The organism is Pseudomonas sp. Eth.TT006 (assembly GCF_054456575.1).
Genome location: NZ_JBTJEN010000002.1, coordinates 45,994 through 70,531 on the forward strand (window position 1 = coordinate 45,994; position 24,538 = coordinate 70,531).

The following is a 24,538-nucleotide window of genomic DNA, read 5'->3' on the forward strand; positions in this document are numbered from 1 at the left end:
ACACACGCATGCGACGCTGGAACGGCTGGGGAGAGGCAGGCACGGTGGTCGAACTGCCGGCCCAGGGCGCGAGTTTTCTCCATGAACGGCTGGGCGCCGGGCGCGTGCTGCCGGATGCCACGCTGGAGTCGGCATTGGCGCGGGTGCCGGTCTCGCGACTGGCGCCGCACGCGTTGTACAGCGTCGACACGCATGATCGTTTGCTGCACGCGCGGGGCCAGAGCCTGCCGGACTGGCTGGCGCTGCGCGAAGGCACCTTGGGCAACTATCCCGACGCCGTGGCGTTTCCCGAAACCGCGCAGCAGATTCGCCAATTGCTGGCGCTGGCCGATGAACAGGAGCTGTGCCTGATTGCCTACGGCGGCGGCACCTCGGTGGCCGGGCACATCAACCCGCCGGACTCGGCGCGGCCGGTGCTGACGGTGTCGCTGGCGCGGATGAATCGTCTGAGCGACCTCGACGAGGCCAGCCAATTGGCGACCTTCGGCCCCGGCGCCAGTGGCCCGCAGGTGGAAAGTCAGCTGCGCGCCCGAGGCTACACACTGGGGCATTTTCCGCAGTCGTGGGAGCTGTCGACGCTGGGCGGTTGGGTCGCCAGTCGTTCCAGCGGTCAGCAGTCGTTACGCTACGGGCGCATCGAGCAGTTGTTCGCCGGCGGCACTCTGGAAACCTTTGCCGGACCGTTGGCGATTCCGACTTTCCCAGCCTCGGCGGCGGGGCCGGATTTGCGTGAAGTGGTGCTCGGTTGCGAGGGCCGTTTCGGGATCATTTCCGAAGTCCAGGTGCGGGTCAGTCCGCTACCGGCCGACGAGCGTTTTTACGGCGTGTTCCTGCCCAGTTGGAGCAAGGCGCTGCAAGCGATCCGCCAGTTGGCGCAGGCGCGGATACCGCTGTCGATGCTGCGCTTATCCAATGCAGTGGAGACCGAAACGCAATTGGCGCTGGCCGGGCATCCGCAGCAGATCGCCTGGCTGGAAAAATACCTGAGCCTGCGCGGGGCGGGCGAGGGCAAGTGCCTGCTGACCTTCGGCGTGACCGGCAATCGTCGGCAGAACGCCTTGTCATTGAGCCAGGCGCGGCAGCATCTGAAAGCTTTCGGCGGGGTGTTCACCGGGACCCTGCTGGGCAAGAAGTGGGCGCAGAACCGCTTCCGTTTCCCTTACCTGCGCGAGAACCTGTGGAACGCCGGTTATGTGGTCGACACCCTGGAAACCGCCACCGACTGGAGCAACGTCGATCACCTGCTCAACCTGATCGAAACCAGCCTGCGCGATGCCCTGGCGGCGGAGGGCGAGCGGGTGCATGTGTTCACTCATCTGTCCCACGTTTACGGCGAAGGTTCGAGCATCTACACCACCTACGTATTTCGTCCGGCGGCGGATTACCCGGCGACGCTGGCGCGCTGGCAGCGACTCAAGCACGCCGCCAGCCAGACCATCGTCGACAACCACGGCACCATCAGCCACCAGCACGGCGTCGGCAAAGACCACGCGCCGTACCTGTTGCGCGAAAAGGGCGCGCTGGCGATGGACACCTTGCAGGCGCTGAGCAAACACTTCGATCCGGCCGGGCGCCTCAACCCCGGCACGTTGTTGCCGGAGTGACGACCATGAGCGCGCACTGGAACGCCGAATGGCGCCGGCAAGTGCTGCCGACGTTGGCAGGTGAAACATGGGACCTGATCGTCATCGGCGGCGGCATCAGTGGTGCCGGAATTCTGCGCGAAGCGGCGCGGCGGGGCTGGCGTTGCCTGCTGCTGGAGCAACGGGATTTCGCCTGGGGCACTTCCAGCCGATCGTCGAAAATGGTCCACGGCGGACTGCGTTACATCGCCAAGGGCCAATGGCGCCTGACCCGCGACTCGGTGCGCGAGCGCCAGCGGCTGCTCGACGAAGCGCCGGGGCTGGTGGAGCCGATGAGTTTCATGATGCCGCACTATCGCGGCGGCTTTCCCGGACCGCGCGTGTTCGGTGGGTTGTTGTCGGTTTATGACGCCCTGGCCGGACGCCGCAGTCATGGTTTTCATGACGCGCAGCAACTGCGCTTTCTGGCGCCGGGGCTGAAGGAAAAGGACCTGCTCGGCGGCAGCTGTTTTGTCGATGCACTGACCGATGACGCACGGTTGGTGATGCGCGTGTTAAGCGAAGCGAGGGCCGATGGCGCACTGGCGCTGAACGGGGTGCGCATCGAGCATCTGCTGCGCGAAAACGGCAGGGTGTGTGGGGTGCAGGTGGAAGATTGCGAGGCGGGCGGGTCGCTGCAATTGCGCTGCGGCGTGCTGGCGGTGGCGACCGGTGCCTGGGCGGAGCGCTTGCGACCGACAGAAGCACCAAGGCAATTGCGCCCGCTGCGTGGCAGTCATTTATTGCTGCCGGGCTGGCGTTTGCCGGTGGCGCAGGCGTTCACTTTTCTGCATGAACAGGATCGGCGCCCGGTGTTCGTTTTCCCGTGGGAGGGCGCGACAGTGGTGGGCACCACCGACCTTGATCATCGCGAGGATCTGGATCAGAGCGCGAGCATCAGCGGCGAAGAATTGGACTATCTGCTGGCGGCTTGCGGGCAACAATTTCCCGCTGCCGACGTGACGGCGAACGATGTGCTGTCGACCTGGTCGGGCGTGCGTCCGGTGGTGAGCAGCACCAGTGCGCATCAGGGCAAACCGTCGAATGAAACCCGTGAACATGTGCTGTGGCAGGAGCCGGGTTGCGTGACCCTGGCCGGTGGCAAACTGACGACTTTTCGCCCGCAAGCCATCGAAGTGCTCAAGGCGTGTGCCGCCATGCTCGGTCGCCCTTTCGAGGATGACGCCGCGCCGGTGTTCGCTGGCGTACCGGCGCTGAGCATTCCCGGTCTCAGCCCGCAGCAGTGGCGACGTCTGGCCGGGCGCCATGGCCGCGACCTGCCGAGGCTGGCGCAACTGATCGCCGAGTCGGGCCACGGCAGCGTCGGCAACACCGACACGCTGTGGGCAGAACTGGCTTTCGCCTGTGAAGCGGAAATGGTTCTGCACCTCGATGATCTGCTGCTGCGTCGCACTCGTGTGGGCCTGCTGTTGGCGCGCGGTGGTGAAGAACATTTCACCGCGATCCGCCAACTCTGCCAATCGCGACTGGGCTGGGACGATGCCCACTGGCAGCAAGAATTGCAGCGCTACCAAGCATTGTGGCAACGCGATCATGGTTTGCCGCAGGCCACATCTGATGCCCCTTGAAGAGCGCGCCATGGATAACCAATCGAGCAAGCGTTACCTGTTGGCAATCGACAACGGCACCCAGAGCGTGCGCGCATTGCTCTTTGATCTGCAGGGCAATCTGCTCGGCAAAGGCAAGATCGAGTTGCAGGCCTATTTCTCGACGCAACCAGGCTGGGCCGAGCAGGATCCGGAATATTACTGGGCAAAACTCGGCGAGGCCTGCCAGCAACTGTGGGCGCAAACCGGGATTGATCGCTCGCAGATTGCGGGCGTCTCACTGACCACCCAGCGCGGCACGGTGATCAACGTCGATGCCGAGGGCAAGCCGCTGCGCCCGGCGATTCTGTGGCTCGACCAGCGTCAGAGCGAAGTCGAAGGCGGCATCAAGGGGCCGTGGGGCTGGCTGTTCAAACTGGTCGGCGCGCAGCCCACCGTGGCGTATTTTCGCGCCCAGGCCGAGGCCAACTGGATCGCCCGCCACCAGCCTGAGGTGTGGGCGGCGACCGACAAGTTTTTGCTGCTCTCGGGGTTTCTCACCCATCGTTTGTGCGGGCGTTTTGTCGACTCGGTCGGCTGCTGCGTCGGCTACCTGCCGTTCGATTTCAAACGACTGCAATGGGCTGCGTCCAGTGACTGGAAATGGCAGGCACTGGCGGTGCGTCCCGAGCAATTGCCGACCTTGCGCAAACCCGGTGAAACCCTCGGCTACATCAGTGCTGAAGCGAGCCGCCACACCGGCATTCCCGAGGGCTTGCCGCTGATTGCTGCCGGGGCTGACAAGGCCTGCGAGGTGATCGGTTCTGGCGTGGTCGATGCGAGTACGGTGTGCCTGTCTTACGGCACCACGGCGACGATCACCAGCACCCGCGCGCGCTATCTGGAAATCGTCCCGTTGATTCCACCATACCCCTCAGCCGTGCCGGATCAATACAACTGCGAGGTGATGATTTATCGCGGTTACTGGATGGTCAGCTGGTTCAAGAACGAATTCGGCCTGCGTGAGATGCAGCAGGCGCAAGCGCAGGGCATCGAGCCGGAGCAACTGTTCGATGCACTGGTCAACGCGGTGCCGCCGGGGTCGATGGGGCTGATGCTGCAACCGTACTGGTCACCGGGGATTCGCGAGCCGGGCGTCGAGGCCAAAGGCGCGATGATCGGCTTCGGCGATGTGCACACCCGCGCGCACATTTACCGGGCGATTCTGGAAGGGCTGGCGTATGCCTTGCGCCAGGGCATGGAGAACATCGAGAAGCGCTCGAAGGTTTCGATCAAGCGACTGCGTGTGGCCGGCGGTGGCTCGCAGAGCGATGCGGCGATGCAGCTCACGGCGAATATTTTCGGTCTGCCGGCGGAGCGTCCGCATGTGTACGAAGCATCCGGCCTGGGCGCGGCGATTTGCTGTGCGGTGGGCTTGGGATTGCATGCGGACTTTCCCAGCGCAATCGCCGCAATGACCCGCGTCGGAACGGTATTCACCCCACAACCCGAGGCGCAGCAAGTCTACGAACGCTTATACAAAGAGGTGTACCTGCGCATGTATCGCCAGCTCAAACCGCTGTACCAGAGCATCCGCAAAATCACCGGTTACCCCGCCTGACCAGACACCACAAATCCCCTGTAGGAGCTGCCGCAGGCTGCGATCTTTTGATCCTGTTTTTGAAAATCAACGTCAAAAGATCGCAGCCTGCGGCAGCTCCTACAAGAGGCGGGGGGCAGTGGCGTCGAGGTGTTCGGGCTGACGCCATCGCGGGCAAGCCCGCTCCCACAGTTTTTTGAGCCGTTCACAATGTTGTGTTCGACTCGTTACCTGTGGGAGCGGGCTTGCCCGCGATTGGATTTACGCTTTGGCGCTGACCGAAGATCAGACCCGGAAGTGGCTGACCATCTGCTGCAGCTGACCACCCAGGCGCGCCAGTTCAACGCTGGACGCGGCGGTCTCGTCGCTGGCGGCGGCGGTTTGTTCCGAGACGTCGCGCACGTTGATGATGCTGCGGCTGATCTCTTCGGCCACGGCGCTTTGCTGTTCGGCGGCAGCGGCGATTTGCTGGTTCATCGACTGGATGTTCGACACCGTGCGGGTGATGTTTTCCAGGGAGTCGCCAGCCTTGCGGGTCAGGGCCACGCTGCTGTCGGTCAGGGCGCGGCTGTTGTTCATCACCGCCGCCACTTGCTGGGTGCCGTTCTGTAGACCGGCGACCAGGCCTTCGATTTCCTCGGTGGACTTCTGCGTGCGCTGAGCCAGGCCACGAACTTCGTCGGCAACTACGGCAAAACCACGACCGGCTTCACCGGCACGTGCCGCTTCAATTGCGGCGTTGAGCGCGAGCAGGTTGGTCTGTTCGGCCACGGCCTTGATCACGTCCATGACGCTGCCGATCTTGTCGCTTTCCTGCTGCAGCACGCTCATCGCTTCGGTGGAACGCACCACTTCGCTGGCCAGACGCTCGATCTGGGTGATGGCTTCGTTGACCACCTTGTCGCCTTCACGGGCTTCGCCATCAGCGGCGGCAGCGGCTTGCGAGGCTTGTTCGGCGTTGCGCGCGACTTCCTGCACCGTGGCAGTCATCTCGTGCATGGCGGTGGCGACCTGATCGGTCTCGACCTTCTGGCTGTTCACACCGGCGCTGGTCTGCTCGGTCACCGCCGAGAGTTCTTCGGCGGCGCTGGCGATCTGGGTGACGCCGTCGCGGATGCCGCTGATCAGCTCGCGCAGGGTGACGCCCATGCGTGCGATGCCTTGTTGCAGCACGCCGAGTTCGTCGCGGCGGGTCACGGTGACGTTCTGGGTCAGGTCGCCGCTGGCGATGCGCTCGACCACGGCCAGGGTTTCCTGCAACGGACGGGTGATCTGACGGGTGATGATCACCGCGGCGATCACACCGACCAACAGCGCCAGCAGGGTGCTGATCAGCTGGAAGGTACGGGCCTGGGCGCTTTCGATGTCGCGACGGTCGAGCTGGATCTGGTACAGCTGCTCGCTGGTGTTGACGATCGCGGTGCCTTGATCGGTCATTTCCTTACGCGCCTGCACCGCGTCGCTGTTGGCGTTCTTGTACGCCTGCAACGCGCTGCGGTAATTGGTCAGGGCGGTTTCCAGCTGACGCAGGGCATCTTGCTGGGTCGCGGCGAAATGCACGTTCAACTGCTTGAGGCTGGCAATCGCCACGTCCAGTTGGCCGACGGCTTTCTGCTCGGTTTCGGCATTGCTGCTGGCGGTGTAGCCGCGCACTTCGTAGCGCGCCAGGATGAACGCTTCCTTGGCTTCGGTGATGGCCTGGAACTGCTCGAAACGCTGCTCGCTCATGTCCATCTGCTGCACGCGCTTGCTGATGGCCTGAATCAGGTTGTAAGCGGTTTCGGCGTTGCTGGCCATGACGTCGCGGGCGCTGTTACCGGTGCGGTAAGCGTTGCGCATCTTGTTCAGCGAGGTCTGGTATTCAGCGATGGTCGCCGCCTGCTCCTTGAGCAGTTTGACGTTTTCCGGGCTCTTGAACTTGTTGATCAACGCCTGTTGTTGCGCGGCGAAGCTTTCGAGGGTGGTCTGCACATTCTGCGCGGCGGTTTCGTCGCCGTTGGTCAGCATGTACTGCAGGCGAACCACGCGCAGCTTGGTCAGGCCGGCGTTGAGCTGGGTGATGTCGCTCATCCAGTTGCTGCGGTCGATCAGACCGCCGAGGCTGGTCCAGCCGGTCACGGCCAGTACGCAGGTCAGGGCCAGGACCAGGCCGAAGCCCAGGCCCAATTTCATGTTCACGCTGATGTTGCCGAACCAGCTATTCATCACAATTCCTCCAGGAACGTAGAGCTACTTGATCGTCGGTCAGGCTGGAAGATTGTTGTTCTTTTGAGCCAGCAAGGGTGTAAGCAGAGTTGTATCGGCCGCAAACACGAGAGCTGAAAGGATTTTGTCCGACGGAATTTGTAACAAGGGCCGCTTCAAGACTTTTTTCACATGCGTTTCACCCGCCACTTACGCCCGCTTGCTTACCCTCGTCGCATTGAATTGACTGTGATGCATGCCGACGAGGCGGCCTGATGTGGAATTGAGACTGAGTCTGTTTGGGGTCAAACGCTCCATTGCTCTGGGCGGACTGGCCCGCTATCGCAACACCTGGGTGGTGCTCGGCGCCTTGCTGCTGGTGGTTCCACTGACCCTGTGGCTGCTTGCGCCGGCGACGGTGCCGGATCTGGCCCACGGCAATGTGTCCGGCGCGCGGGCGCTGGCGGCCGGATGGGCCAAGGGCGACATGATTGTGCTGGTGCGTCACGTCGAGCGCTGCGACCACTCGCCGGCGCCGTGCCTGAGTGGCGATGACGGTATCACCGACCGCTCGCGCAGTGTCGCGGTCAGTGTTGGTGCGCAATTCGAGCATCTGGGCCTGAAGAACGCCGATATCTACAACAGCCCAATGCTGCGCACCGTGCAGACCGCCGGTTACATGTTCAGCCGCGCGACTACTGGTGAAGACTGGCTGATCAGCTGCAGGGGCCACATTTTGCAGGAAGCGCTGGCGCACAAGATGCCGGGGCGCAATCTGATTCTGGTGACCCACAGTGAATGCGTGGCGGAGCTGGAGAAGGACTTGAATGCACCGGTTTCGGACCCTGGCTATGGCTCTTCGCTGTTCGTGTCAGCGACGAACAAGGCGGACCCGCAGGTGCTGGGCTTTATCGAAGCCTCGGACTGGCGCTCGGTGCCCAGCCGCTGAGTTGATGCCCGCTAGTTGCACACAAACAAAAACCGCCAGTGATGGCTAATGCTGTTCACTTAAGTTTTACAGAACCTTGTGGCGAGGGGATTTATCCCCGATGGGTCGCGAAGCGGCCCTAAAGCTGTCAAAAGCGGCGACTGCTTCGCAGCCGATCGGGGCGGTGCGACGGTTCGCTAAATCCCCTCGCCACAGAGTAAGTGAACAGCATTACCAGTACTGGCGGGTTTTGTTCGTCTGGCACCAAGGGCTTCAGTAGCTCACAAAGTAGTACGCCTGCCGCCCAACCATCATGGTCTTCAGCACTTTGAGCGGCGCGAGCGGTTCGCTGTCTGCCGAGATCACCGCGACGTTGGCGGGCGAGGCGCTGAGGAAGTCGTGTAGTTGCGCATCGGTATCCAGCCCCTTGAGCACACGCTGGGTGTAAAACACGCTGGCGCCGCCGACGCGTTCGTTGGCCTGGAACAGCGCGACCTGCTGCCCGTTGGCTTGCAGGGTCTGAATGTGTTCGGTCAGCGGCAGGAACGACAATTCCTTATCGGCGTTGGGCAAAGCCCATTGTGCCGCGCCGAGGTAGCTGGCGATCACCACCGTGAGCAGACCGGCGGCAAGCGCCCGACGCTGACGAGCGACTTTGCCGATCAGGCGACTGGATGTTTCCCGCGCCTGCAAGCGTTCGAACAGCACCCGCGCATACTCGGCGGCGATCACCGCCGCAGCCGGGGTCATCGACATCAGGTACACCGTGCGCTTGCTGGAAGCCAATGTCAGCATGATGAACTGCGCGACGATCCACAGACTGAAAAACAGCAAGTAACGGTTGGCTATCAGTTGCTTGCGGAAATGCCACAGCCCCAGATACACCAGAATATTCCACGGCAGGAAGGCTTCCGGCAGTTTGGCCAGATAGTAATAGAACGGCTCGTAGTGCCCGGCCTCGACGAACGAGCCGCTGAACCGGCCGACGCTGTTGGTCAGCAGCACCTCGGCGACAGCGGACGAGCCACCGCGCTGATAGAGCACGGCAAGCCAGATCAACAGCGGAATCAGCCCCACCGCCGTGAGCAGGCCGGGACGCAGCCAGGCGCCGAGCTTCAGGCGTCTGTCGAGCAGGTTATCCGCCAGCAGATAGGCGAAAATCACCACCCCCGGCATCGCCAGTCCGAGTACGCCTTTGCTCAACGTGGCGATGGCGATCCCGACAATAAACAGCAGCGCGTTACCCGTGCTCGGCGTGCGTTGCGCCTGAAAGAACGCCAGCAGCGCCGTGGTCACGCCAAGCGCCAGCAGCGCATCTTCACCGACCCCGCGCACGTTGCTCCAGTAACTGGCCATGGTCGCCAGCAGAATCCCCGCCGTCCAGGCCACAGCTTTCGGCCGTCCGAAACGGCGCAACATGCCATACAGCAGCATCACGCTGAGCAACCCGGCCACCGCCGACGCCAGCCGCACCGCCCACGGCGAAACACCGAACACGCGCATGGCGCCGGCGTCCAGCCACAGGCTCAGCGGCGGTTTTTCCAGAAACGGCTCGCCAAACAGACGCGGCGTCACCCAGTCATCGTCCAGATGCATCTCCATGGCGATCCCGGCGACCCGGGCCTCGGTGGAGCCTTGCAACTGGTGATTACCCAGAGCGAAAAAAAACAGCAGGGCGGCAAGCAGAAACAGCGAAGTGGCGGCACGCGGCATGGCTTTCAGGCAACCGGAAAGGGCAGGAGCCCTGAGCATACTTCGCCAATGCTTAACAAATTGTGAAACTCACGCCAGTTGTCGCGACCAACGCTTGTCCGGCGTCTCGAACAGCGGATTGACCAGCGCCGTCAGCACATGATCCTGCCAGCGCCCGGCGATATTCAGATAAGCCTTGGCGTAACCTTCGCGCTCGAACCCCAGGCGCTCCAGCAAGCGCGCACTGCGCTCGTTACCCGGCATGTAGTTGGCCATGATCCGGTGCAGGTTCTGCGTATCGAACATGTAACCGATACCGGCCTCCAGAGCTTCCTGCATCAGCCCTTGGCCCTGATGCGCATGATCAATGTGATAACCCAGATAACAGGCCTGGAACGCACCGCGAATGATCCCGCTGAAATTGCACGCGCCGATCATCTGCTGGCCGTCCGGCGTCAGCAGGGCGAAATGCATAGCCAGCCCGGCCTCATAGGCACTGGCCTGAATCCCCAGACGGCGACGAATCTGCTCGGTGGAAAAGTATTCGCGGGTGCGAATCGGCGACCACGGCGCGAGATGGCGCTGGTTGCGGAGGTAGAAATCACTTTCCAGCTCGGCCTGCTCCGGGGTCAGGATCGCGAGTGTCAGACGTTCGCAGGGCAGGCTCAGCAGTGACATTCGGGCGCTCCATGGGCAGGGTCGAAAGACAGGATTGCCCACGGGATCGAAAAAAACAAACCGTGTTGCCGGGCTCATCGCACGCAGGTGAGTTGCCCCGACACCAAACGCCAGACAAAAAAAAGCCCGCGGGAGAGCGCGGGCGAACCGTAGTTTCTTGAATGAGCGAGCGGACTGTACCGTGTTGTACGAACGGGGGCAGTGAAGAAAAATTCATCTCGGCGGCGACTGCTCTGCAATGCGTCAGGGCAGGTGGTCGGCGGCGAAATCGGCTTCCGACCGTGCTCTCAAGCGACCCTTGCGGCAGGCCTCCTGAAAACGCTCGAAGTCACGCTCGTTCTGCGCGGTGTAACTGCGGGCGTATTTGAACAGGGCGTCAGCCAAGGCATCGCCCTTGCCGATATAGCCGCTGATCACCGCCGCATTGCCCGAGGCCTTGGCGTGAGCGCGGGCCAATGCGCGACCGCAGACCCGCGCGTAGGCGGCGAAGGTCTCGGCGTCGAAGTTTTCCAGCTCGGCGGAGATCTTCATGTCGCGCAGTTGCCGCACATAAAAATGCCGACCGCTGGGACCGCTGGCCCAGCCCAGGAACAGATCGCTGGCCGATTGCATCAGGCGCTGACCCTCGACCACGCGCTGACCTTCATGACGGATGCGAGACTTGGCTTTCACGTAATCGGCCAACACCGAGCGCCGCGCTTCCTTGAATTGCAGGAACAGCGGCGACTCCTGATCGTCGGTCAGCAGCGCCACCAGACAGCGAGTGCCAACGCTGCCGACGCCGACCACCTTGAACGCCAGATCCTGCACCTGAAACCGCGAGAGCAATTCCCGGCGATCCGCTTGCAGCGTGGTCCGGTAGTCACGCATGAACGTGTCGAACAACGGCCGCCAGTCCGCCAGCCGCAACCAGTCATCATCGGCGTCGAGCAGCGTGGTGGTGTTGTGCAGGTGAAAGATCTCCGGCAAGTCATCGCGAATGACCAGCCGCCCGTTGGCGTCGCGCTCGCTGATTTTCGGCAGCAACTCGGCATGGGTACGCCGCTCGGCTTTGTCGACCGCACGCTGCACATGTTCCAGCGCACTCTTGCGTGCCTGATCGAGCAAGTCTTCGTACTTGATCGAGTCGTACCAGGTTGCCAACGCACTCTGCTCGGCACACTCCAGCATCGTCGCCTGATAGGCGCCGACCATCTGCCGACAAACGTCTTCCTCCACCGACTCTCCATGGCGCAAATCCCGCGCCGCCACCACAAAACTTGCCGCCAGCCGCTTCAGATCCCACTCCCAAGGGCCCGGATGCGCTTCGTCGAAATCATTGACGCTGAACAGCAGATTGCGCTCCGGCGTGGCAAACCCACCGAAATTCATCAAATGCGCATCCCCACAGATCGGCCCGACCAGCCCCATGTTCTCGGTGCCCGACAGATCATGCGCCTGCAACAATGCGTTGCCACGGAAGAAGGTGAAGGGCGAGACCAGCATTCGTCCGTAGCGCAATTCAACCAGCGAGGCGACCCGGCCCTGGCTGGAAGCCTTGATCAGCGGGATTGGGTCGCGGTTCATCTTGCCGGTGGTGGCGTGGGTGCTGCGTGAGCATTGTTTGCGGGCATTCTTGCCTTGCTGGAGGCGGTCCTGAAGGGTGGTCATGGGGGCTCGTTTGGGCGGTGGGGGCGGTTGTGAGTGTAGAAGGGTTTGAGCAGTTATCCGCAGTTGATGCACGACGAAACAATTAACCCTTCACAGAATTCTCACCTGAGTTTTGCCATGCTCGTTGCCAGTATTTCAGCGGCCCGAGCGAGTGATTTCCGTCATGAATGTAAGCGTTCTCTACGCGCTGGTTGCGGCCGCGCTGTTTGGCGCCAGCACGCCTCTCGCCAAACTGCTGGGAGTGCAGATTTCACCGGTTCTGCTCGCCGGGTTGCTTTATCTGGGTAGCGGTCTGGGCCTTAGCGTCCTGCGTTTTGCCCGCGATCGAGGCTGGCAGCCCTCCGGACTCCGGCCGGGTGAATGGCCGCGGCTGATCGGCGCCATCGGCTTTGGCGGCGTGCTGGCCCCGGTGGCGCTGATGTTCGGTCTGACCCGAACCTCCGGCGCCAGCGCGTCACTCATGCTCAACCTGGAGTCAGTGCTCACGGCGCTGCTGGCGTGGCTGGTGTTCAAGGAAAATGCCGACCGGCGAATCGTGATCGGCATGCTCGCCATCGTCGCCGGCGGCATCGTGCTGTCCTGGCCGCAAGAGGCCGTATCGGCGCAGGACTGGACCGGCCCGCTGGCCGTCGCCTTCGCCTGCTTGTGCTGGGCCATCGACAACAACCTGACCCGCAAAGTCTCCGCCTCGGATGCCCTGTTCATCGCCGGCAGCAAAGGCCTGGTGGCCGGCCTGGTCAACTGCAGCCTGGCCTTACTCATCGGCTCCCAACTGCCCACCACCACCTCACTGGTGCCCATCCTGCTGGTTGGCTTTCTCGGCTACGGCGTCAGCCTGGTAATGTTCGTCCTCGCCCTGCGCGGCCTCGGTAGTGCACGCACCGGCGCCTACTTCTCCACCGCCCCGTTCCTCGGTGCCTGCATTTCAATTCTGCTGCTGGGGGAGTCGGTATCGTTGATGTTCCTGCTTGCTGCGGGGTTAATGGCGGCGGGGGTATGGATTCATCTGATGGAAAACCATGTTCACGAGCATCAGCACGAACCGCTTGAGCATGATCATCGGCATATACACGATGAGCATCACCAACATACGCATGGGTTTGAGTGGGATGGGGTGGAGCCGCATAGTCATGGGCATGTGCATACGGCGATGCGGCATAGCCATGCGCATTTTCCGGATGTGCATCATCGGCACGGGCATTGATGAGGGGTGGGGGAGTGGGGTGGCCAGATGCAACAAAGCCCGCGCTAGGCGGGCTTTGCCGTCGAAAGTTGGTGGGCCGGGGGCGTTTGAACTGGAATGATTTTACGCTGTGAACACTGGGCTTTTAGTCTGCCCGTTTTTGTAGGGATATAGATTGAGATACACAGTGCTTTCTGCTGGGGGATTTTTCATCGCCGGATGATGTGCAAAATATCTGAGTTCATCCGCCCGACGGGCGGTGAGCTTGTCTCTTCGAATCGTAGTCGAAGCAAAGGGATGCTCACTACTACCCCGGATCAGGGGAGTGTTTCTTCGGACACGTTTATTTTACGTAAAGACATGCTGAGGAGTATCGCGGGACTAGCCTTGCTCGAAGCTAGTGCTTGGCGTTTTGCTGAGGCGAGCTGAGATCTGGTGAAACTGTAGCCGATCGGCTTGGAAGGGGGCCGACATCCTCTCGTCGAGCACCTGTCAGATCTACTGGGAAGACCTTGAAACCGAAGGCTATAATCGCTCCATGCTAAATCCAACCGAAATACGACCTCTCCTTAAGCAGTGGATCACGAGAGTGATGCCCCATGATGCGCAGGATGTCTTCATTGAAGAGCTCTGCTTTATTGATAAAGCGCGGCGTGCTGACCTTGTTCACGCCAACGGGAAGTTGAGCGCCTTTGAGATAAAGTCTCACGCGGATACTTTGAGTAGATGGGGCGGGCAGCAAGAAGCTTATTTAGCTTGTTTTGATGAGGTATGGCTCTGCTGCCATTCGAAGCATTTGATTAAAGCGCTAGAATTGTCCACTCCCACTGTAGGGATACTGATAGTGGACGATTATTCTGGAATGGCAATGGTAAGAAATGCGAAATCTAATAGGTCTCAGGATAAATTTCATTTGACCGGTTTTTTGTGGCGGGAGGAGCTTGACTCTCTGGCTAAGAGCTTCGGTGTCAATATTCGTGCTAAAGATTTAATCAAGGATGTGCGCCATAAGATTAGCGACGCACTTCCATTGGTAGATATTAGAGCTTGTGTTTTGCAATCTCTGAAGAAAAGATATTCTTAGATGAGATCGTCAAAATCTAAATCGTCAAACTCTACATTTGTGTCATCGGTTATGGATAAGATCATTGCGCAGATATGCTGATTAATTCTGTAACCGTTCCATGTCCCATTGTTACCATATCCAGTAGAAGTGGCAACAATCCGGGAGTATTCACGAGTAGCCCAGCAAAAGTCATCACCGTGATAGCCTGGTAGATTTCTAACCTCTTGTGCTATTTCGATATAGTTTACAAACTCTTTATTTCCTCCTTTCCGTCTTTGCCACCATTCCGTTGGGGTGTAGTAACAGGCGAATGGTAGTACCGGCATACCTGGAATATACTCCATAGGCGCGCTAGGATTTGTTGCTGCGTAGTCGCCATATATAGGGCTCGGATTTATACCGTTGCGGTCAATGTTTGACTGCCAAGCGACATCATAACAAGCAGAAGATCGTGAGGTATTCGAAGCTGGTTTGTCGATAGGAAATGAAGTGCTAAGCAGCACAATACTTTGTAAATTGTAATCGCTAAGCTGCTTTAAGGAATGGTTGAATTCAGAGCCAGCAGCCGTACTTGCTGGTGAGGTAGCTCCAAAATCCAATATAACATGTGCGAAGTTGGGGAGTTTAGAGAATCTAGCACTGATAAAAGTCTTGCCCAAGATGTAGAAGTTGGTTTCTCAGGGCAGAAAACTCGAATTGCGATTTGATTAAAGTTCCGCTCTGCAGAAAGCGCCAATTGAATAACGTCTCTCTGCGGGTCATCGTCAGTCCAGGATATTACTGGGATTATATTGTTATTCGTTATTTGCGTGTTTAGAAAAAAACGTTGTTTGTTTTCGAAGGCCTCGTTAGGATTGTGGAGATCGTTACTTCCAATAAAATCCTCTGCGACATCCTTTCTTGCTCTAGATACATCTAGGAAAAACGGGTGATCAGTCCAGGTTGCTAGAAATGTCTGTAAGTGTCGGTCGTCATCTCCTCTCATATCTAGTAAAGGAGTAAACACATCTCTCCTCACAGGCTCCAGATTGGTGAGAGCTTTTATATCGTTTTGCCCTACTCTTAAGCATGCTACGTATTGCATGTCGCGCTCCTTGCATTCCATGAGGAAAATTGGGCTATGGGGGCGGTAAATAAAACTCCAACTGCCCCAATATATATTGGGCGTTTTATGTTTTGAATAACGTGTTTTATCGTTACGCCCAGCATGCCGATCATAGATGCTAGCTCAACGCTGGCAAAAAGCCATTCTCACTAAGTTTTGCAACGGGTAGCTAGCCGAGTAGGCAAGCTGATCTGTTTCTGGTTCAGCCTGAAATAGTCGTCCCCCCCTTGCTCCGACCTGATGTCAGGTCGCTTTCGCCTGAATCGACTGACCGGTTGAATGATTATCTCGCGGCTTCTTCTTGCCTCAATCCACGCAACTACAGCCTTTCCTACGATGTTCATGGGCCATGATTGCCTCCACCTGTCCCTAACCTTGGATTTGTGGAAAATATTGGATGGGCTGAGAGAACGCACAAATTAGAGATGTGCAAAAAATCGCAGACAACAAAAAGGGCCTCTTGGGGCCCTTTTTGCGAATAATGAAACGCCAGATGCAACAAAGCCCGCACAAGGCGGGCTTTGTCGTCGAGAGTTGGTGGAGCCGGGGGGATTTGAACCCCCGTCCGCCAGTGCTCCGCTGTCGGTACTACATGCGTAGCCGTGTCTATTAAGTTAACCCTCAGCGACCCGACGGGCAGGGTGCTTTGGGCGAGTTGTGTAAGTTTTAGCCGCTTCGTCCACAACGTACTGCACGGCGATTCTGTTCTATATGACAATCATTTCGGGTTTACAGACATCCCCTGATGATTGCTGGGCCCGAAGGCACCAGGAGTGCATGTCAGCTGCAATTAAGCAGCGAGAGCAGCACCGTATTGGTCGTCATTGGCAACTATAAGAAGTTGCAACAGTGGATTTACGACTTCTGTTACCAAGTCGGCATGCACCTAAAGTTTCGTCACCGGCGTCGAATCCTAATCGGCCCCGAACTCATTGCCTCGTACATCGGGTGAGGCAACAAGCGTGTGCAGTGTACGCCAAACGGCCGGCGAGGCCAACCCGAAGGTTGGCCTAGGCCTTGAATCAGTTGTTGGTGCCGGTGGATTTACGCAGCTCGGTAATGGTTTGCGAGGTTTCCGCGACGCAGTCATCGATCTTGCCCTGCGCCTTGAGGGCCTGGGCCTTGCTCACGCTGGCCTCGGCACGCTGACTCAGTTCCGGATTCGCCGAGAGCTGGCCTTTGGCATTGTTGATGGTCTGGATATTCGCATCGCACAGGTCAGCAGGCTTGTCGGCGGCGAACGAGGTGGACGCCATCATCGAGGCAGTAACGAACAGACCTAACAGTACAGAACGTTTCATGTGTATCTCCTTGAGCTGAGGGATCCAGACTTTCGCTGGCCGTCAGGACGGGCAACCGAGTGGAGGAAAAGCCCCGATTTTCGGGGTCTGTTCTGTGGACTACGGTCGTGCGCAAGGGTTCTATTTTTCTTCAGCAGGCCTTGGGCCGGGTCACTCGATCCACCAGATAGACCAGCCCGTGATAGTCGATGCCGCCGTGTTGCGTCAGGCCGATTTCACAGGTACGGCTGGTGGAAATCCCTTCGCTGCAATGCTGCACCACGTCCTTGAGGGTGCGCAGTGAATGGCTGTTCAGTTCCGGCGTGGTGAAGCCTTTGTCGCCGGCGAACCCGCAGCAGTGAATGCCTTCGGGGATGACCACGGTTTTGCTGCATTTGCGCGCCAGATCGATCAATGCCTGGCTTTCGCCCAGATGCTGGGTGCTGCAGGTCACGTGGACCGCAATCGGTGCGTCCAGCGGGGTGAACTCCAGGCGATCGAGAAGGTGCGTACGAATGAAACGCACCGGGTCGTACAGGTCGAGGCGCACATCTCCCACGTCCTGAACCAGACGCAAAGTGCAGGGGCTGGTGTCGCAATAGATCGGATCGAGCCCGCCGCGACTGGCGTGCAGCAGCGCGCTGATCAACTCCTGGCGCTTGTGTTCGGCCTGTTCGGCATAGCCTTTGGACGCGAAGGGCTGCCCGCAGCAGAGGTTGTCCAGGTTGTCCGGGAACACCACTTGGTAACCGGCCTTTTCCAGCAGTCCACGGGTTTTGTCGTAGAGCGATGTCTGCTCTGAATCGCCGGCTGCCGGGCCCATCACCCGCGACACACACGCCGCCAGATACACCACGCGCGGGCGCTCGTCGGCGACGCTCGGGCTGAAGCGAATGGCTTTTTCCGGTTGCGGCATCGCGTTGGTCCACAGCGGCACCTGGCCTTTGGACAGGCGAGTCAGGGTCGCCGAAAGTTTTGCCAGACGCGGTGCACCCAGCAGCATCCGTGTGCCGTTGGCCACGTGCAGGGTGAAGCGTGCGCCTTGCAGGGTCTTGGCGAAATTTCCTTCGATCCAGTTGGCGGTTTTCTGATGCGTGGCGTCACGGGCGCGCAGTTTTTTCACCAGATCTCCGGTGTTGATCCCGACCGGGCAACGCTGCGCGCACAACCCGGTCGCCGCGCAGGTCTCGATGCCTTGATATTCGTAGGCTTTTTCCAGCTCAGTCGTGTCGACACCGGCGCGTTTTTTCGCCTGAATGTCACGCCAGATCACGATGCGCTGACGCGGGCTGAGGGTCAGGCCTTTCGACGGGCAGACCGGTTCGCAGAAGCCGCATTCGATGCACTTATCGACAATCTCGTCAGCCGCCGGCAGCGGCTTCAGGTGTTTGAGGTGGATTTGCGGATCTTCGCTGAGCACCACGTCCGGGTTGAGAATGCCGTTGGGGTCGAGCAGGCGTTTGAGCTGCCACATCAACTGATAGGCGTCGCTGCCCCATTCCAGCTCAACGAATGGCGCCATGTTGCGTCCGGTGCCGTGCTCGGCCTTCAGCGAACCGCCGAACTCCACTGCCACCAGTTGCGCCACGTCGTCCATGAACGCCTGATAGCGTGCGACTTCTTCCGGACTGTTGAAGCCTTGGGTGAAGACGAAGTGCAGATTGCCTTCCAGTGCGTGTCCGAAAAGGATCGCTTCGTCGTAGGCATGTTTGTCGAACAGCTCGATCAGGCGATTGACGCCGATGGCCAGTTGTTCGACCGGGAAGGTCACGTCTTCGATGATCACCGTGGTCCCGGTTTTGCGCACCGCGCCGACGGCGGGGAAGGTGTCCTTGCGGATCGCCCATAGACGGGCGTTCTCCAGCGGATCCTCGGTGAAGTCGACCTGTTTTTCCACCGGGAAGCGCGCGAGCGACGCCATGATCTGCGCCAGTTGTTCCTGCAGCAAAGAGGACGAGGCAGCGCGGGATTCGATCAGCAGGGCGCAGGCATTATTCGACAGGTGCTGTACGAAATCCGGCATGCCGGGTTTGTCCTGCACCGAGCGCAGGCTGCGTCGATCCAGCAACTCTACCGCCGACACCGGTTGGCTTTTCAGTACGGTGACCGCGTTGCAGCAGGTTTCCACATCGGGGAACACGATCAGCGCCGAAGCCTTGTTCGGATGATCGATCACCGTGTCGTAGGTCACCGCGCTGATGAATCCGAGGGTGCCTTCGGAGCCGACCAGCAGGTGGCTCAAGATATCCACAGGCTCGTCGAAATCCACCAGCGCATTGAGCGACAGGCCGCTGGTATTTTTCAGACGGTATTTGTGGCGAATTCTGGCGGCCAGTTCGACATTGGCGCGAGTCTCACGGCCCAATGTCGCCAGACGCTCCAGCAATGCGCGGTGGGATTGGCGAAACGCGGCGACGCTGGCAGCGTCTTCGCTGTCGAGGCGCGTGCCGTCTGCCAGCACCAGACGAATCCCGGCCAGGGTGTGATAGGTGTTCTGTGCGGTGCCGCAGCACATGCCGCTGGCATTGTTGGCGACGATGCCGCCGATCTTGCAGGCATTGATCGACGCCGGATCCGGGCCGATCTTGCGCCCGAACGGTGCCAGCCAGGCGTTGGCCTGCGCGCCGATTACGCCCGGTTGCAGGCGGATCTGCCTGCCCTGGTCACGAATCTCACGGGCGTTCCAGTTATCCCCCAGGACGATCAGCACAGAATCGCTGATCGCCTGCCCGGACAGGCTGGTGCCGGCGGCGCGGAAAGTCACCGAAACCTGATCGCGCTGCGCCAGTTGCAGCAGCGCCACCACTTCGTCTTCGGATTCGACGCGGATCACCAGTTGGGGAATCAGCCGATAGAAGCTGGCATCGGTGCCGAAGGCCAGCGTCGACAACGGATCGTCAAAGCGGCGCTCGGCCGGGATCAGTTGCTGTGCATCGCGCAGGAAAGTCGCCGGTAACGTCATTGGTCCTCCAGGATCAGCACCACCAGGTCTTTCGGGCCGTGGGCGCCGTAGGCCAGCACTTGTTCAATGTCGGCGGTTTTCGACGGGCCGGACACCAGCAGCGCGTTGGTCGGCATGCCTTGCGCCCATTCGAATTCCTGTTGCACCTGATAGAAGTTGTCGCGGATTTCGCTGGCCTTGAGCAGGGCGAAATGCACCGGTGGCACCAGGCTCATCAGCCGTGGTTCTTCACGACTTGGCCAGAGGATCAGGCTGCCGGTCGCGGCGATGGCCCCGAGGGTGCCGGTGAGGCTGGCCGGGGTGTCATTGAACAGCTCGGCCTTCCACTCCTCCATCGGCCGGTCGTAGGACTTCAGAGCCGGCAGACCAGGATTATTCGCCCAGTGCTGTGAGATGCGCTGTCCGTGAGGCGTGGTCGGTGCGATCAGCAGGCTTGGCAGTTGGCGATCCCGCAGCAATTGCGCGAGCAGCGCCGGCCATTCTGCGCCGGTGGTCAGATGGATTTCGGTGTGCACCGCTTCCATCAGTTTGCGCAGTTGCGGGATGCGCTGTTCGGCGCTGTAGGTGTAGGGCTGCGTCACCAGATCGACGTCGAAGTCGTCGGCAATCGGCGTGGTGCCGGTCAGACTTTTCCGTAGCTTGGCGAGGATGTTTTGCTTGGCGCTCATCAGCGGTCTCCCTGTTTGGCCAGATGCTCGCGGGCCATGTCGTGCAGTGAGCGGGCGGCGGGTTTCGGTGCGCTGTGGTTCTGCGTCCACGGGCCGATATTGCTTGGCGTCAGCGCACGCAGGCGCGTGGCGAAGAAGCCGAACAGTCGATAAAGGGTCGGCGAGCTGTTGAGTTTCGCCCAGGCGTTCCAGATAAAACGTTCCTTGCGCGAATACTTGCTGCCCTGGCCGCGCATCACCTGATGCGGCGCGTCCGGGGCTTTGACGTTCTCTTCGCGTAGGCGACGCAGCAGGGCAGGGATCGGAATTTTTACCGGGCACACTTCACCGCAGGCGCCGCACAACGACGAAGCGCTCGGGTGATCCGGGACTTTCGCCAGGCCGACCATGTGCGGGGTGATGATTTTGCCGATCGGGCCGGGATAAACCTCGCCGTAGGTGTGGCCGCCGACGCGGGTGTAGACCGGGCAATGATTCATGCACGCGCCGCAGCGAATGCAGTTCAGCGTCTGGCGCAATTCGCTGTCGGCGAAGGCCTGGCTGCGACCGTTGTCGAGCAGCACCAGATGCACTTCCTGCGGGCCGTCGAGTTCGTGGGCCTTGCGCGGGCCGGAGATCATGTTGACGTAAGTGGTGATCGGAATGCCCAGCGCCGAGCGGGTCAACAACGACAGCAGCGGCACTACGTCGCGCAGGTTTTCCACAACCTTTTCGATGCCGGTGACGGCGATGTGCACCGGCGGCACGGTGGTGGTCATGCGCCCGTTGCCTTCGTTTTCCACCAGCAACAGGGTGCCGGTTTCGGCGACGGCGAAGTTGACCCCGGAAACGCCGATGTCCGCTTCGAAGAATTTCTGCCGCAGGACTCTGCGACCGATCTGAATGAGTTGGTCAACGTCCTTGGTGTACTCCACGCCAAGTTTGTCGTGGAACAAGGACGCGACCTGACCGGCATTCTTGTGGATCGCCGGCATAATGATGTGTGAAGGCTTCTCGTGGTCGAGCTGGACGATGTATTCCCCCATGTCGGACTCCAGGCATTCAACACCTTGAGCCTCGAGGAAATGGTTCATCTCCATCTCTTCGCTGACCATCGATTTGCCCTTGATCACTTGCCGCGCCTCGTGAGCGCGGATGATCGAAAGGACGATGCCATTGGCCTCGTCCACCGTTTCCGCCCAGTGCACGGTCACACCGTTGCGGGTCAGGTTCTGTTCCAGTTGCTCGAGCAGTTCGGGCAACCTGGAGAGCGCACGCGCCCTGATCGAGTTGCCCAGGGCACGCAAATGTTCTCTTTCGTGGGCATCGCTGAAAGCCGCTGCCCGCTTGGTCATCAGTGAATCCATGGCAGTGCGGAAGTTGTTCCGTAACTGCGCATCGCCCAGGGCGTTGTGCGCCCGGGTGCGGAAATCTTCTTCCACGGCAACCGTAGGAATAATCGTCGAGGTGCTCATTGCGCACCTCCGGTTCGTTGCCACAGGAAGCTGGCGAGATGTTGCCCGCGCAGCGCTGCCTGTTGTTTCTCCAATGCGCCGTTGATGTTCATCAAACAGCCGCAGTCGGCACTCAAGACCTGATGCGCGCCGGATTCCTGCAGCGCCCGGGTCTTGTCGGCCACCATCGCGCCGGAAATGTCTGGCATACGGACGCTGAATGTCCCACCGAAGCCACAGCATTCGCTTTCGTGATCGTGGTTGACCCGCTCCACGTTGCTCAACTGCGCCAACAACTCGCGGCCGTGCAGGTGGGTGTTCATTTCACGCCGGGCCGAACAGGAGGTGTGCAGCGCGACCTTGACCGGCTCGCCGCTGTCCTTGAGCTGCACCTTGCAGACGAACAGCAGAAACTCGGCCAGTTCATAGGTCCGGGCCGCGAGAGCCTGCACCTGTTGCAACGTCTGCGGCTCGTCCTTGAACAAGTCGGCGTAATGTTCGCGCAGCATGCCCGCGCAGGAACCCGACGGCACCACCACCGGATAGTCCCCGGCAAACAGCGCCAGTTGCGCGCGCGCCACCGTCCGCGCCTGCTCGGTGTAACCCGAGGTGTACGCCGGTTGCCCACAGCAACTCTGCCCTTGCGGGTACTCGACCTTGATCCCTTCGCGCTCGAGCAAGTGGATCGCGTCCATCCCGGCCTCCGGGTAGAACAGATCGACCACGCACGTCCCGAACAGATAGACCCGCGACGGTTTCTCGCTGGGGTATTGCCGGGGTTCGGGCAGTGGCGGTGCGACGCGGGTCGCGTTGGGCACAGCGTTGTAAAAAAGCTCGCTCATCAGGCGTCTCCGGGTGGTCCCGGTTGTCCGTCCGCTGAGGCTGCTGAATATAAAGCGCATTGCTTTCAGCAGCCTTACAGACCGGGGTGTGAATTGCTGACGCCGGCATCACGAACCGGCGTCGGTTATTTCCGTGTTGCGTGTAGGTTTAGTGCACCAGCATGCCGGTGAACCAGTAGGCCTGAGCCAGGGTGATCAGGCCGACGATGGTGGCAAAGAATAGGCTGTGCTTGAGGGTGAAGCGGAACAGATCGGATTCCTTGCCTACCAGACCGGTCGCGGCGCAGGCCACGGCGATCGACTGTGGTGAAATCATCTTGCCGGTCACGCCGCCGCTGGTATTGGCCGCCACCAGCAGGGTGTCGTTGACGCCGATCTGGTGTGCAGTGGTTGCCTGCAGCGAACTGAACAGCGCGTTGGACGAGGTATCCGAGCCGGTAAGAAACACACCCAGCCAGCCAAGAAACGGCGAGAAGAACGGGAACGCTGCGCCAGTGGCTGCCAGCACCAGAGCCATGGTCGAAGACATGCCCGAGTAGTTGGTGACGAAAGCGAAGGCCAGCACCATGCCGATTGACAGAATAGGCCAGCGCAGTTCGTAGAAGGTCTCTTTCAAAGTGGTCAGACCAGTTTTGAAATTGATCTTCAGCACCAGCATCGAGATCAGCGCCGAGAAGAAAATCGCGGTGCCGGTCGCGGAAATCGGATCAAGTTTGAACACCGCCGGGATGGCGGTCGGGGTGGCGACGATCGGCGCGGTCTTGATCACCAGCTGATCAAGGTGTGGGATGGCAAAGTTGAACACCCAGGCGTACATCGAACCGCCGGCGGCGAACATCGCCTTGAAGGGCTTCAGCGTCCAGATGGTTACCAGCACAGTGAGGATCAGGAACGGCGACCAGGCTTTGAAAATTTCCCCGAAGCTGTAAGGCGAAGCCACAGTGCTGCGCTTTTGCCCGAAACCGCCGACGCTGGCGGTTACCACCGAGGCCGAGACTGCACCGGCAATGTGTTGGCCGGCGGCGCGTTTTGGCTGCCAGACTTTGAGGAACAGGGTCAGGCAGATCAGGCTGGCCAGGGCCGAGGTGATGTCCGGCAGTTCCGGGCCGATGAAGTTCGAAGTGAAGTACTGGGTCACGGCGAAGCTCAGGCCGGCGACCAGTGCTGCCGGCCAGGTTTCACGCACGCCGCGCAGGCCGTCCATCATGAACACCAGCCAGAACGGCACAAAAAGCGACAGCAGCGGCAGTTGGCGACCTGTCATGGCGCCGATCTTGAACGCGTCGATCCCGGTGACCTGCCCGGCGACGATGATCGGTATCCCCAGTGCACCGAAGGCCACCGGCGCGGTGTTGGCGATCAGGCACAGGCCGGCGGCGTACAGCGGGTTGAAGCCGAGGCCGACCAGCAGCGCGGCGGTGATTGCCACGGGGGCACCGAAACCGGCGGCGCCTTCGAGGAACGCACCGAAGCAGAAACCGATCAGCAGTACCTGCAGGCGCTGGTCGTCAGTGATCGACAGTACCGAACTGCGAATGACCTCGAACTGACCACTCTTGACCGTCAGTTTGTAGAGGAACACTGCCGCGACGATGATCCAGGCAATCGGCCACAGGCCGTAGGCAAAGCCGTATCCGGCGGCGGCGAAAGCCATGTCGACCGGCATGTGGAAGGCGAAGATCGCCACGGCAATCGACAGTGCCAGCGTGATGCTGCCGGCCACATGGCCCTTGAGGCGGAACACCGCCAGCGCGAGGAAGAAGAACACGATGGGAATCACGGCCGCGAGCGCGGAAACGCCAAGACTGCCGAGCGGGGTATAGAGCTGTTGCCAGGTTTGCATATGGGGTGGCCCCTAATTGTTGTTGGTCAGGCACTGTCAGCGTTCTTGGATAATTGGTAATACCAATTTACAATCGCTGTTGGCTAGGGTAAAAGCCTTGATGACGGTGTGTCAATTTGTCGCCCTGAAACTTTTGTCGAATAAGCGGTGCAGATGGCATCTGATCCGGTTTGGCGAATGTGCGCTGACAGGTGTCGGCGGGGCGCCGATAGGCCAGAATAGAGAGCCCGGCGCGCGGTCGGGATCGTGGAGAAT

At 60.2% G+C, this 24,538-nt stretch carries 16 protein-coding genes, 1 other RNA gene and 2 pseudogenes; 6 read left to right on the top strand and 13 right to left on the bottom strand.

All coding sequences use genetic code 11. From position 1 onward, the window contains the following. Window positions 1-8 precede the first annotated feature (8 nt). From ACXR0M_RS03395 to ACXR0M_RS03405, 3 genes are read left to right on the top strand one after another with little or no spacing between them, the layout of a single operon-like run. Window positions 9-1,604 carry an FAD-binding oxidoreductase gene (locus tag ACXR0M_RS03395; RefSeq protein WP_458829935.1) on the top strand — a complete coding sequence of 532 codons (1,596 nt, stop codon included), beginning with the start codon at window positions 9-11 and terminating at the stop codon, window positions 1,602-1,604. Between the two features lie 5 nt (window positions 1,605-1,609). Continuing rightward, entirely contained in the window at window positions 1,610-3,211 is a 1,602-nt protein-coding gene (locus ACXR0M_RS03400; protein ID WP_458829937.1) for a glycerol-3-phosphate dehydrogenase/oxidase, read from the top strand. Between the two features lie 10 nt (window positions 3,212-3,221). Further along, the gene (locus ACXR0M_RS03405) at window positions 3,222-4,790 is read left to right on the top strand and encodes an FGGY-family carbohydrate kinase (RefSeq protein WP_458829939.1); all 1,569 of its coding nucleotides are present in this window, start codon (window positions 3,222-3,224) and stop codon (window positions 4,788-4,790) included. A 264-nt stretch (window positions 4,791-5,054) separates the two neighbouring features. Here the strand turns inward: ACXR0M_RS03405 and ACXR0M_RS03410 are convergent, their stop codons facing one another. Then, window positions 5,055-5,918 (bottom strand): methyl-accepting chemotaxis protein, encoded by an 864-nt coding sequence (locus tag ACXR0M_RS03410; RefSeq protein ID WP_458830804.1) that lies wholly within the window; start codon window positions 5,916-5,918, stop codon window positions 5,055-5,057. After that, window positions 5,913-6,974 (bottom strand): annotated as a pseudogene (locus tag ACXR0M_RS03415) (methyl-accepting chemotaxis protein); the annotation flags it as partial. The gene ACXR0M_RS03410 and the pseudogene ACXR0M_RS03415, both read right to left, overlap by 6 nt. Before the next feature lie 256 nt (window positions 6,975-7,230). On the opposite strand from ACXR0M_RS03415, the gene pmrG reads away from it, so the two are divergent. Continuing rightward, window positions 7,231-7,902, top strand: a complete 672-nt coding sequence (gene pmrG / locus ACXR0M_RS03420; protein ID WP_458829941.1) for a lipopolysaccharide core heptose(II)-phosphate phosphatase PmrG — start codon at window positions 7,231-7,233, stop codon at window positions 7,900-7,902. A gap of 252 nt (window positions 7,903-8,154) precedes the next feature. Here pmrG and ACXR0M_RS03425 read toward each other — a convergent pair whose 3' ends face one another. From ACXR0M_RS03425 to ACXR0M_RS03435, 3 genes are all read right to left on the bottom strand, one after another. Next, the gene (locus ACXR0M_RS03425) at window positions 8,155-9,633 is read right to left on the bottom strand and encodes an ArnT family glycosyltransferase (protein WP_458829943.1); all 1,479 of its coding nucleotides are present in this window, start codon (window positions 9,631-9,633) and stop codon (window positions 8,155-8,157) included. A gap of 30 nt (window positions 9,634-9,663) precedes the next feature. After that, entirely contained in the window at window positions 9,664-10,251 is a 588-nt protein-coding gene (gene rimJ, locus ACXR0M_RS03430) for a ribosomal protein S5-alanine N-acetyltransferase (protein ID WP_458829945.1), read from the bottom strand. Window positions 10,252-10,494: 243 nt separating this feature from the next. After that, window positions 10,495-11,901, bottom strand: coding sequence for a DUF2252 domain-containing protein (locus ACXR0M_RS03435; protein WP_458829947.1), 1,407 nt, complete (start codon window positions 11,899-11,901; stop codon window positions 10,495-10,497). A 163-nt stretch (window positions 11,902-12,064) separates the two neighbouring features. Here ACXR0M_RS03435 and ACXR0M_RS03440 point away from each other — a divergent pair, with 163 nt between their 5' ends. Then, entirely contained in the window at window positions 12,065-13,105 is a 1,041-nt protein-coding gene (locus ACXR0M_RS03440) for a DMT family transporter (protein WP_458829949.1), read from the top strand. A 517-nt stretch (window positions 13,106-13,622) separates the two neighbouring features. Beyond that, complete coding sequence (locus tag ACXR0M_RS03445) at window positions 13,623-14,168, top strand: sce7726 family protein (protein ID WP_458829951.1); 546 nt, start codon at window positions 13,623-13,625, stop codon at window positions 14,166-14,168. Here the strand turns inward: ACXR0M_RS03445 and ACXR0M_RS03450 are convergent. The 8 genes and pseudogenes from ACXR0M_RS03450 to ACXR0M_RS03485 all read right to left on the bottom strand — a co-directional run bounded on the left by ACXR0M_RS03450 (window position 14,165) and on the right by ACXR0M_RS03485 (window position 24,283). After that, window positions 14,165-15,255: pseudogene (locus ACXR0M_RS03450) on the bottom strand (beta family protein). The gene ACXR0M_RS03445 and the pseudogene ACXR0M_RS03450 sit on opposite strands and share 4 nt — an antisense overlap. A gap of 535 nt (window positions 15,256-15,790) precedes the next feature. Next, window positions 15,791-16,180: a transfer-messenger RNA gene (gene ssrA, locus ACXR0M_RS03455) on the bottom strand. A 97-nt stretch (window positions 16,181-16,277) separates the two neighbouring features. Then, the gene (locus tag ACXR0M_RS03460) at window positions 16,278-16,556 is read right to left on the bottom strand and encodes a hypothetical protein (RefSeq protein WP_041066743.1); all 279 of its coding nucleotides are present in this window, start codon (window positions 16,554-16,556) and stop codon (window positions 16,278-16,280) included. Window positions 16,557-16,686: 130 nt separating this feature from the next. Next, window positions 16,687-19,497: an FAD-binding and (Fe-S)-binding domain-containing protein gene (locus ACXR0M_RS03465; RefSeq protein ID WP_458829953.1), complete on the bottom strand. Its 2,811-nt coding sequence runs from the start codon at window positions 19,495-19,497 to the stop codon at window positions 16,687-16,689. After that, window positions 19,494-20,165 carry a LutC/YkgG family protein gene (locus ACXR0M_RS03470; protein WP_458829955.1) on the bottom strand — a complete coding sequence of 224 codons (672 nt, stop codon included), beginning with the start codon at window positions 20,163-20,165 and terminating at the stop codon, window positions 19,494-19,496. The genes ACXR0M_RS03465 and ACXR0M_RS03470 overlap by 4 nt, the downstream gene beginning before the upstream one ends. Next, a complete protein-coding gene (locus ACXR0M_RS03475) occupies window positions 20,165-21,619 on the bottom strand; it encodes a LutB/LldF family L-lactate oxidation iron-sulfur protein (protein WP_458829957.1) in 1,455 nt (484 codons plus the stop codon). The genes ACXR0M_RS03470 and ACXR0M_RS03475 overlap by 1 nt, the downstream gene beginning before the upstream one ends. Next, the gene (locus ACXR0M_RS03480; RefSeq protein ID WP_458829959.1) at window positions 21,616-22,440 is read right to left on the bottom strand and encodes a (Fe-S)-binding protein; all 825 of its coding nucleotides are present in this window, start codon (window positions 22,438-22,440) and stop codon (window positions 21,616-21,618) included. Before ACXR0M_RS03480 ends, ACXR0M_RS03475 begins: the two co-directional genes overlap by 4 nt. Window positions 22,441-22,588: 148 nt before the next feature. Then, on the bottom strand, window positions 22,589-24,283 hold the full coding sequence (locus ACXR0M_RS03485) for a lactate permease LctP family transporter (protein ID WP_458829961.1): 1,695 nt from the start codon (window positions 24,281-24,283) through the stop codon (window positions 22,589-22,591). Window positions 24,284-24,538: the final 255 nt, after the last annotated feature.

Bases quoted from the DNA above. Each gene is read 5' to 3' on its own strand.
- ACXR0M_RS03395 (WP_458829935.1), top strand. From the start codon at position 9: ATGCGACGCTGGAACGGCTGGGGAGAGGCAGGCACGGTGGTCGAACTG.
- ACXR0M_RS03400 (WP_458829937.1), top strand. From the start codon at position 1,610: ATGAGCGCGCACTGGAACGCCGAATGGCGCCGGCAAGTGCTGCCGACG.
- ACXR0M_RS03405 (WP_458829939.1), top strand. From the start codon at position 3,222: ATGGATAACCAATCGAGCAAGCGTTACCTGTTGGCAATCGACAACGGC.
- ACXR0M_RS03410 (WP_458830804.1), bottom strand. From the start codon at position 5,918: ATGGGCGTCACCCTGCGCGAGCTGATCAGCGGCATCCGCGACGGCGTC.
- ACXR0M_RS03425 (WP_458829943.1), bottom strand. From the start codon at position 9,633: ATGCTCAGGGCTCCTGCCCTTTCCGGTTGCCTGAAAGCCATGCCGCGT.
- rimJ (WP_458829945.1), bottom strand. From the start codon at position 10,251: ATGTCACTGCTGAGCCTGCCCTGCGAACGTCTGACACTCGCGATCCTG.
- ACXR0M_RS03435 (WP_458829947.1), bottom strand. From the start codon at position 11,901: ATGACCACCCTTCAGGACCGCCTCCAGCAAGGCAAGAATGCCCGCAAA.
- ACXR0M_RS03440 (WP_458829949.1), top strand. From the start codon at position 12,065: ATGAATGTAAGCGTTCTCTACGCGCTGGTTGCGGCCGCGCTGTTTGGC.
- ACXR0M_RS03445 (WP_458829951.1), top strand. From the start codon at position 13,623: ATGCTAAATCCAACCGAAATACGACCTCTCCTTAAGCAGTGGATCACG.
- ACXR0M_RS03460 (WP_041066743.1), bottom strand. From the start codon at position 16,556: ATGAAACGTTCTGTACTGTTAGGTCTGTTCGTTACTGCCTCGATGATG.
- ACXR0M_RS03465 (WP_458829953.1), bottom strand. From the start codon at position 19,497: ATGACGTTACCGGCGACTTTCCTGCGCGATGCACAGCAACTGATCCCG.
- ACXR0M_RS03470 (WP_458829955.1), bottom strand. From the start codon at position 20,165: ATGAGCGCCAAGCAAAACATCCTCGCCAAGCTACGGAAAAGTCTGACC.
- ACXR0M_RS03475 (WP_458829957.1), bottom strand. From the start codon at position 21,619: ATGAGCACCTCGACGATTATTCCTACGGTTGCCGTGGAAGAAGATTTC.
- ACXR0M_RS03480 (WP_458829959.1), bottom strand. From the start codon at position 22,440: ATGAGCGAGCTTTTTTACAACGCTGTGCCCAACGCGACCCGCGTCGCA.
- ACXR0M_RS03485 (WP_458829961.1), bottom strand. From the start codon at position 24,283: ATGCAAACCTGGCAACAGCTCTATACCCCGCTCGGCAGTCTTGGCGTT.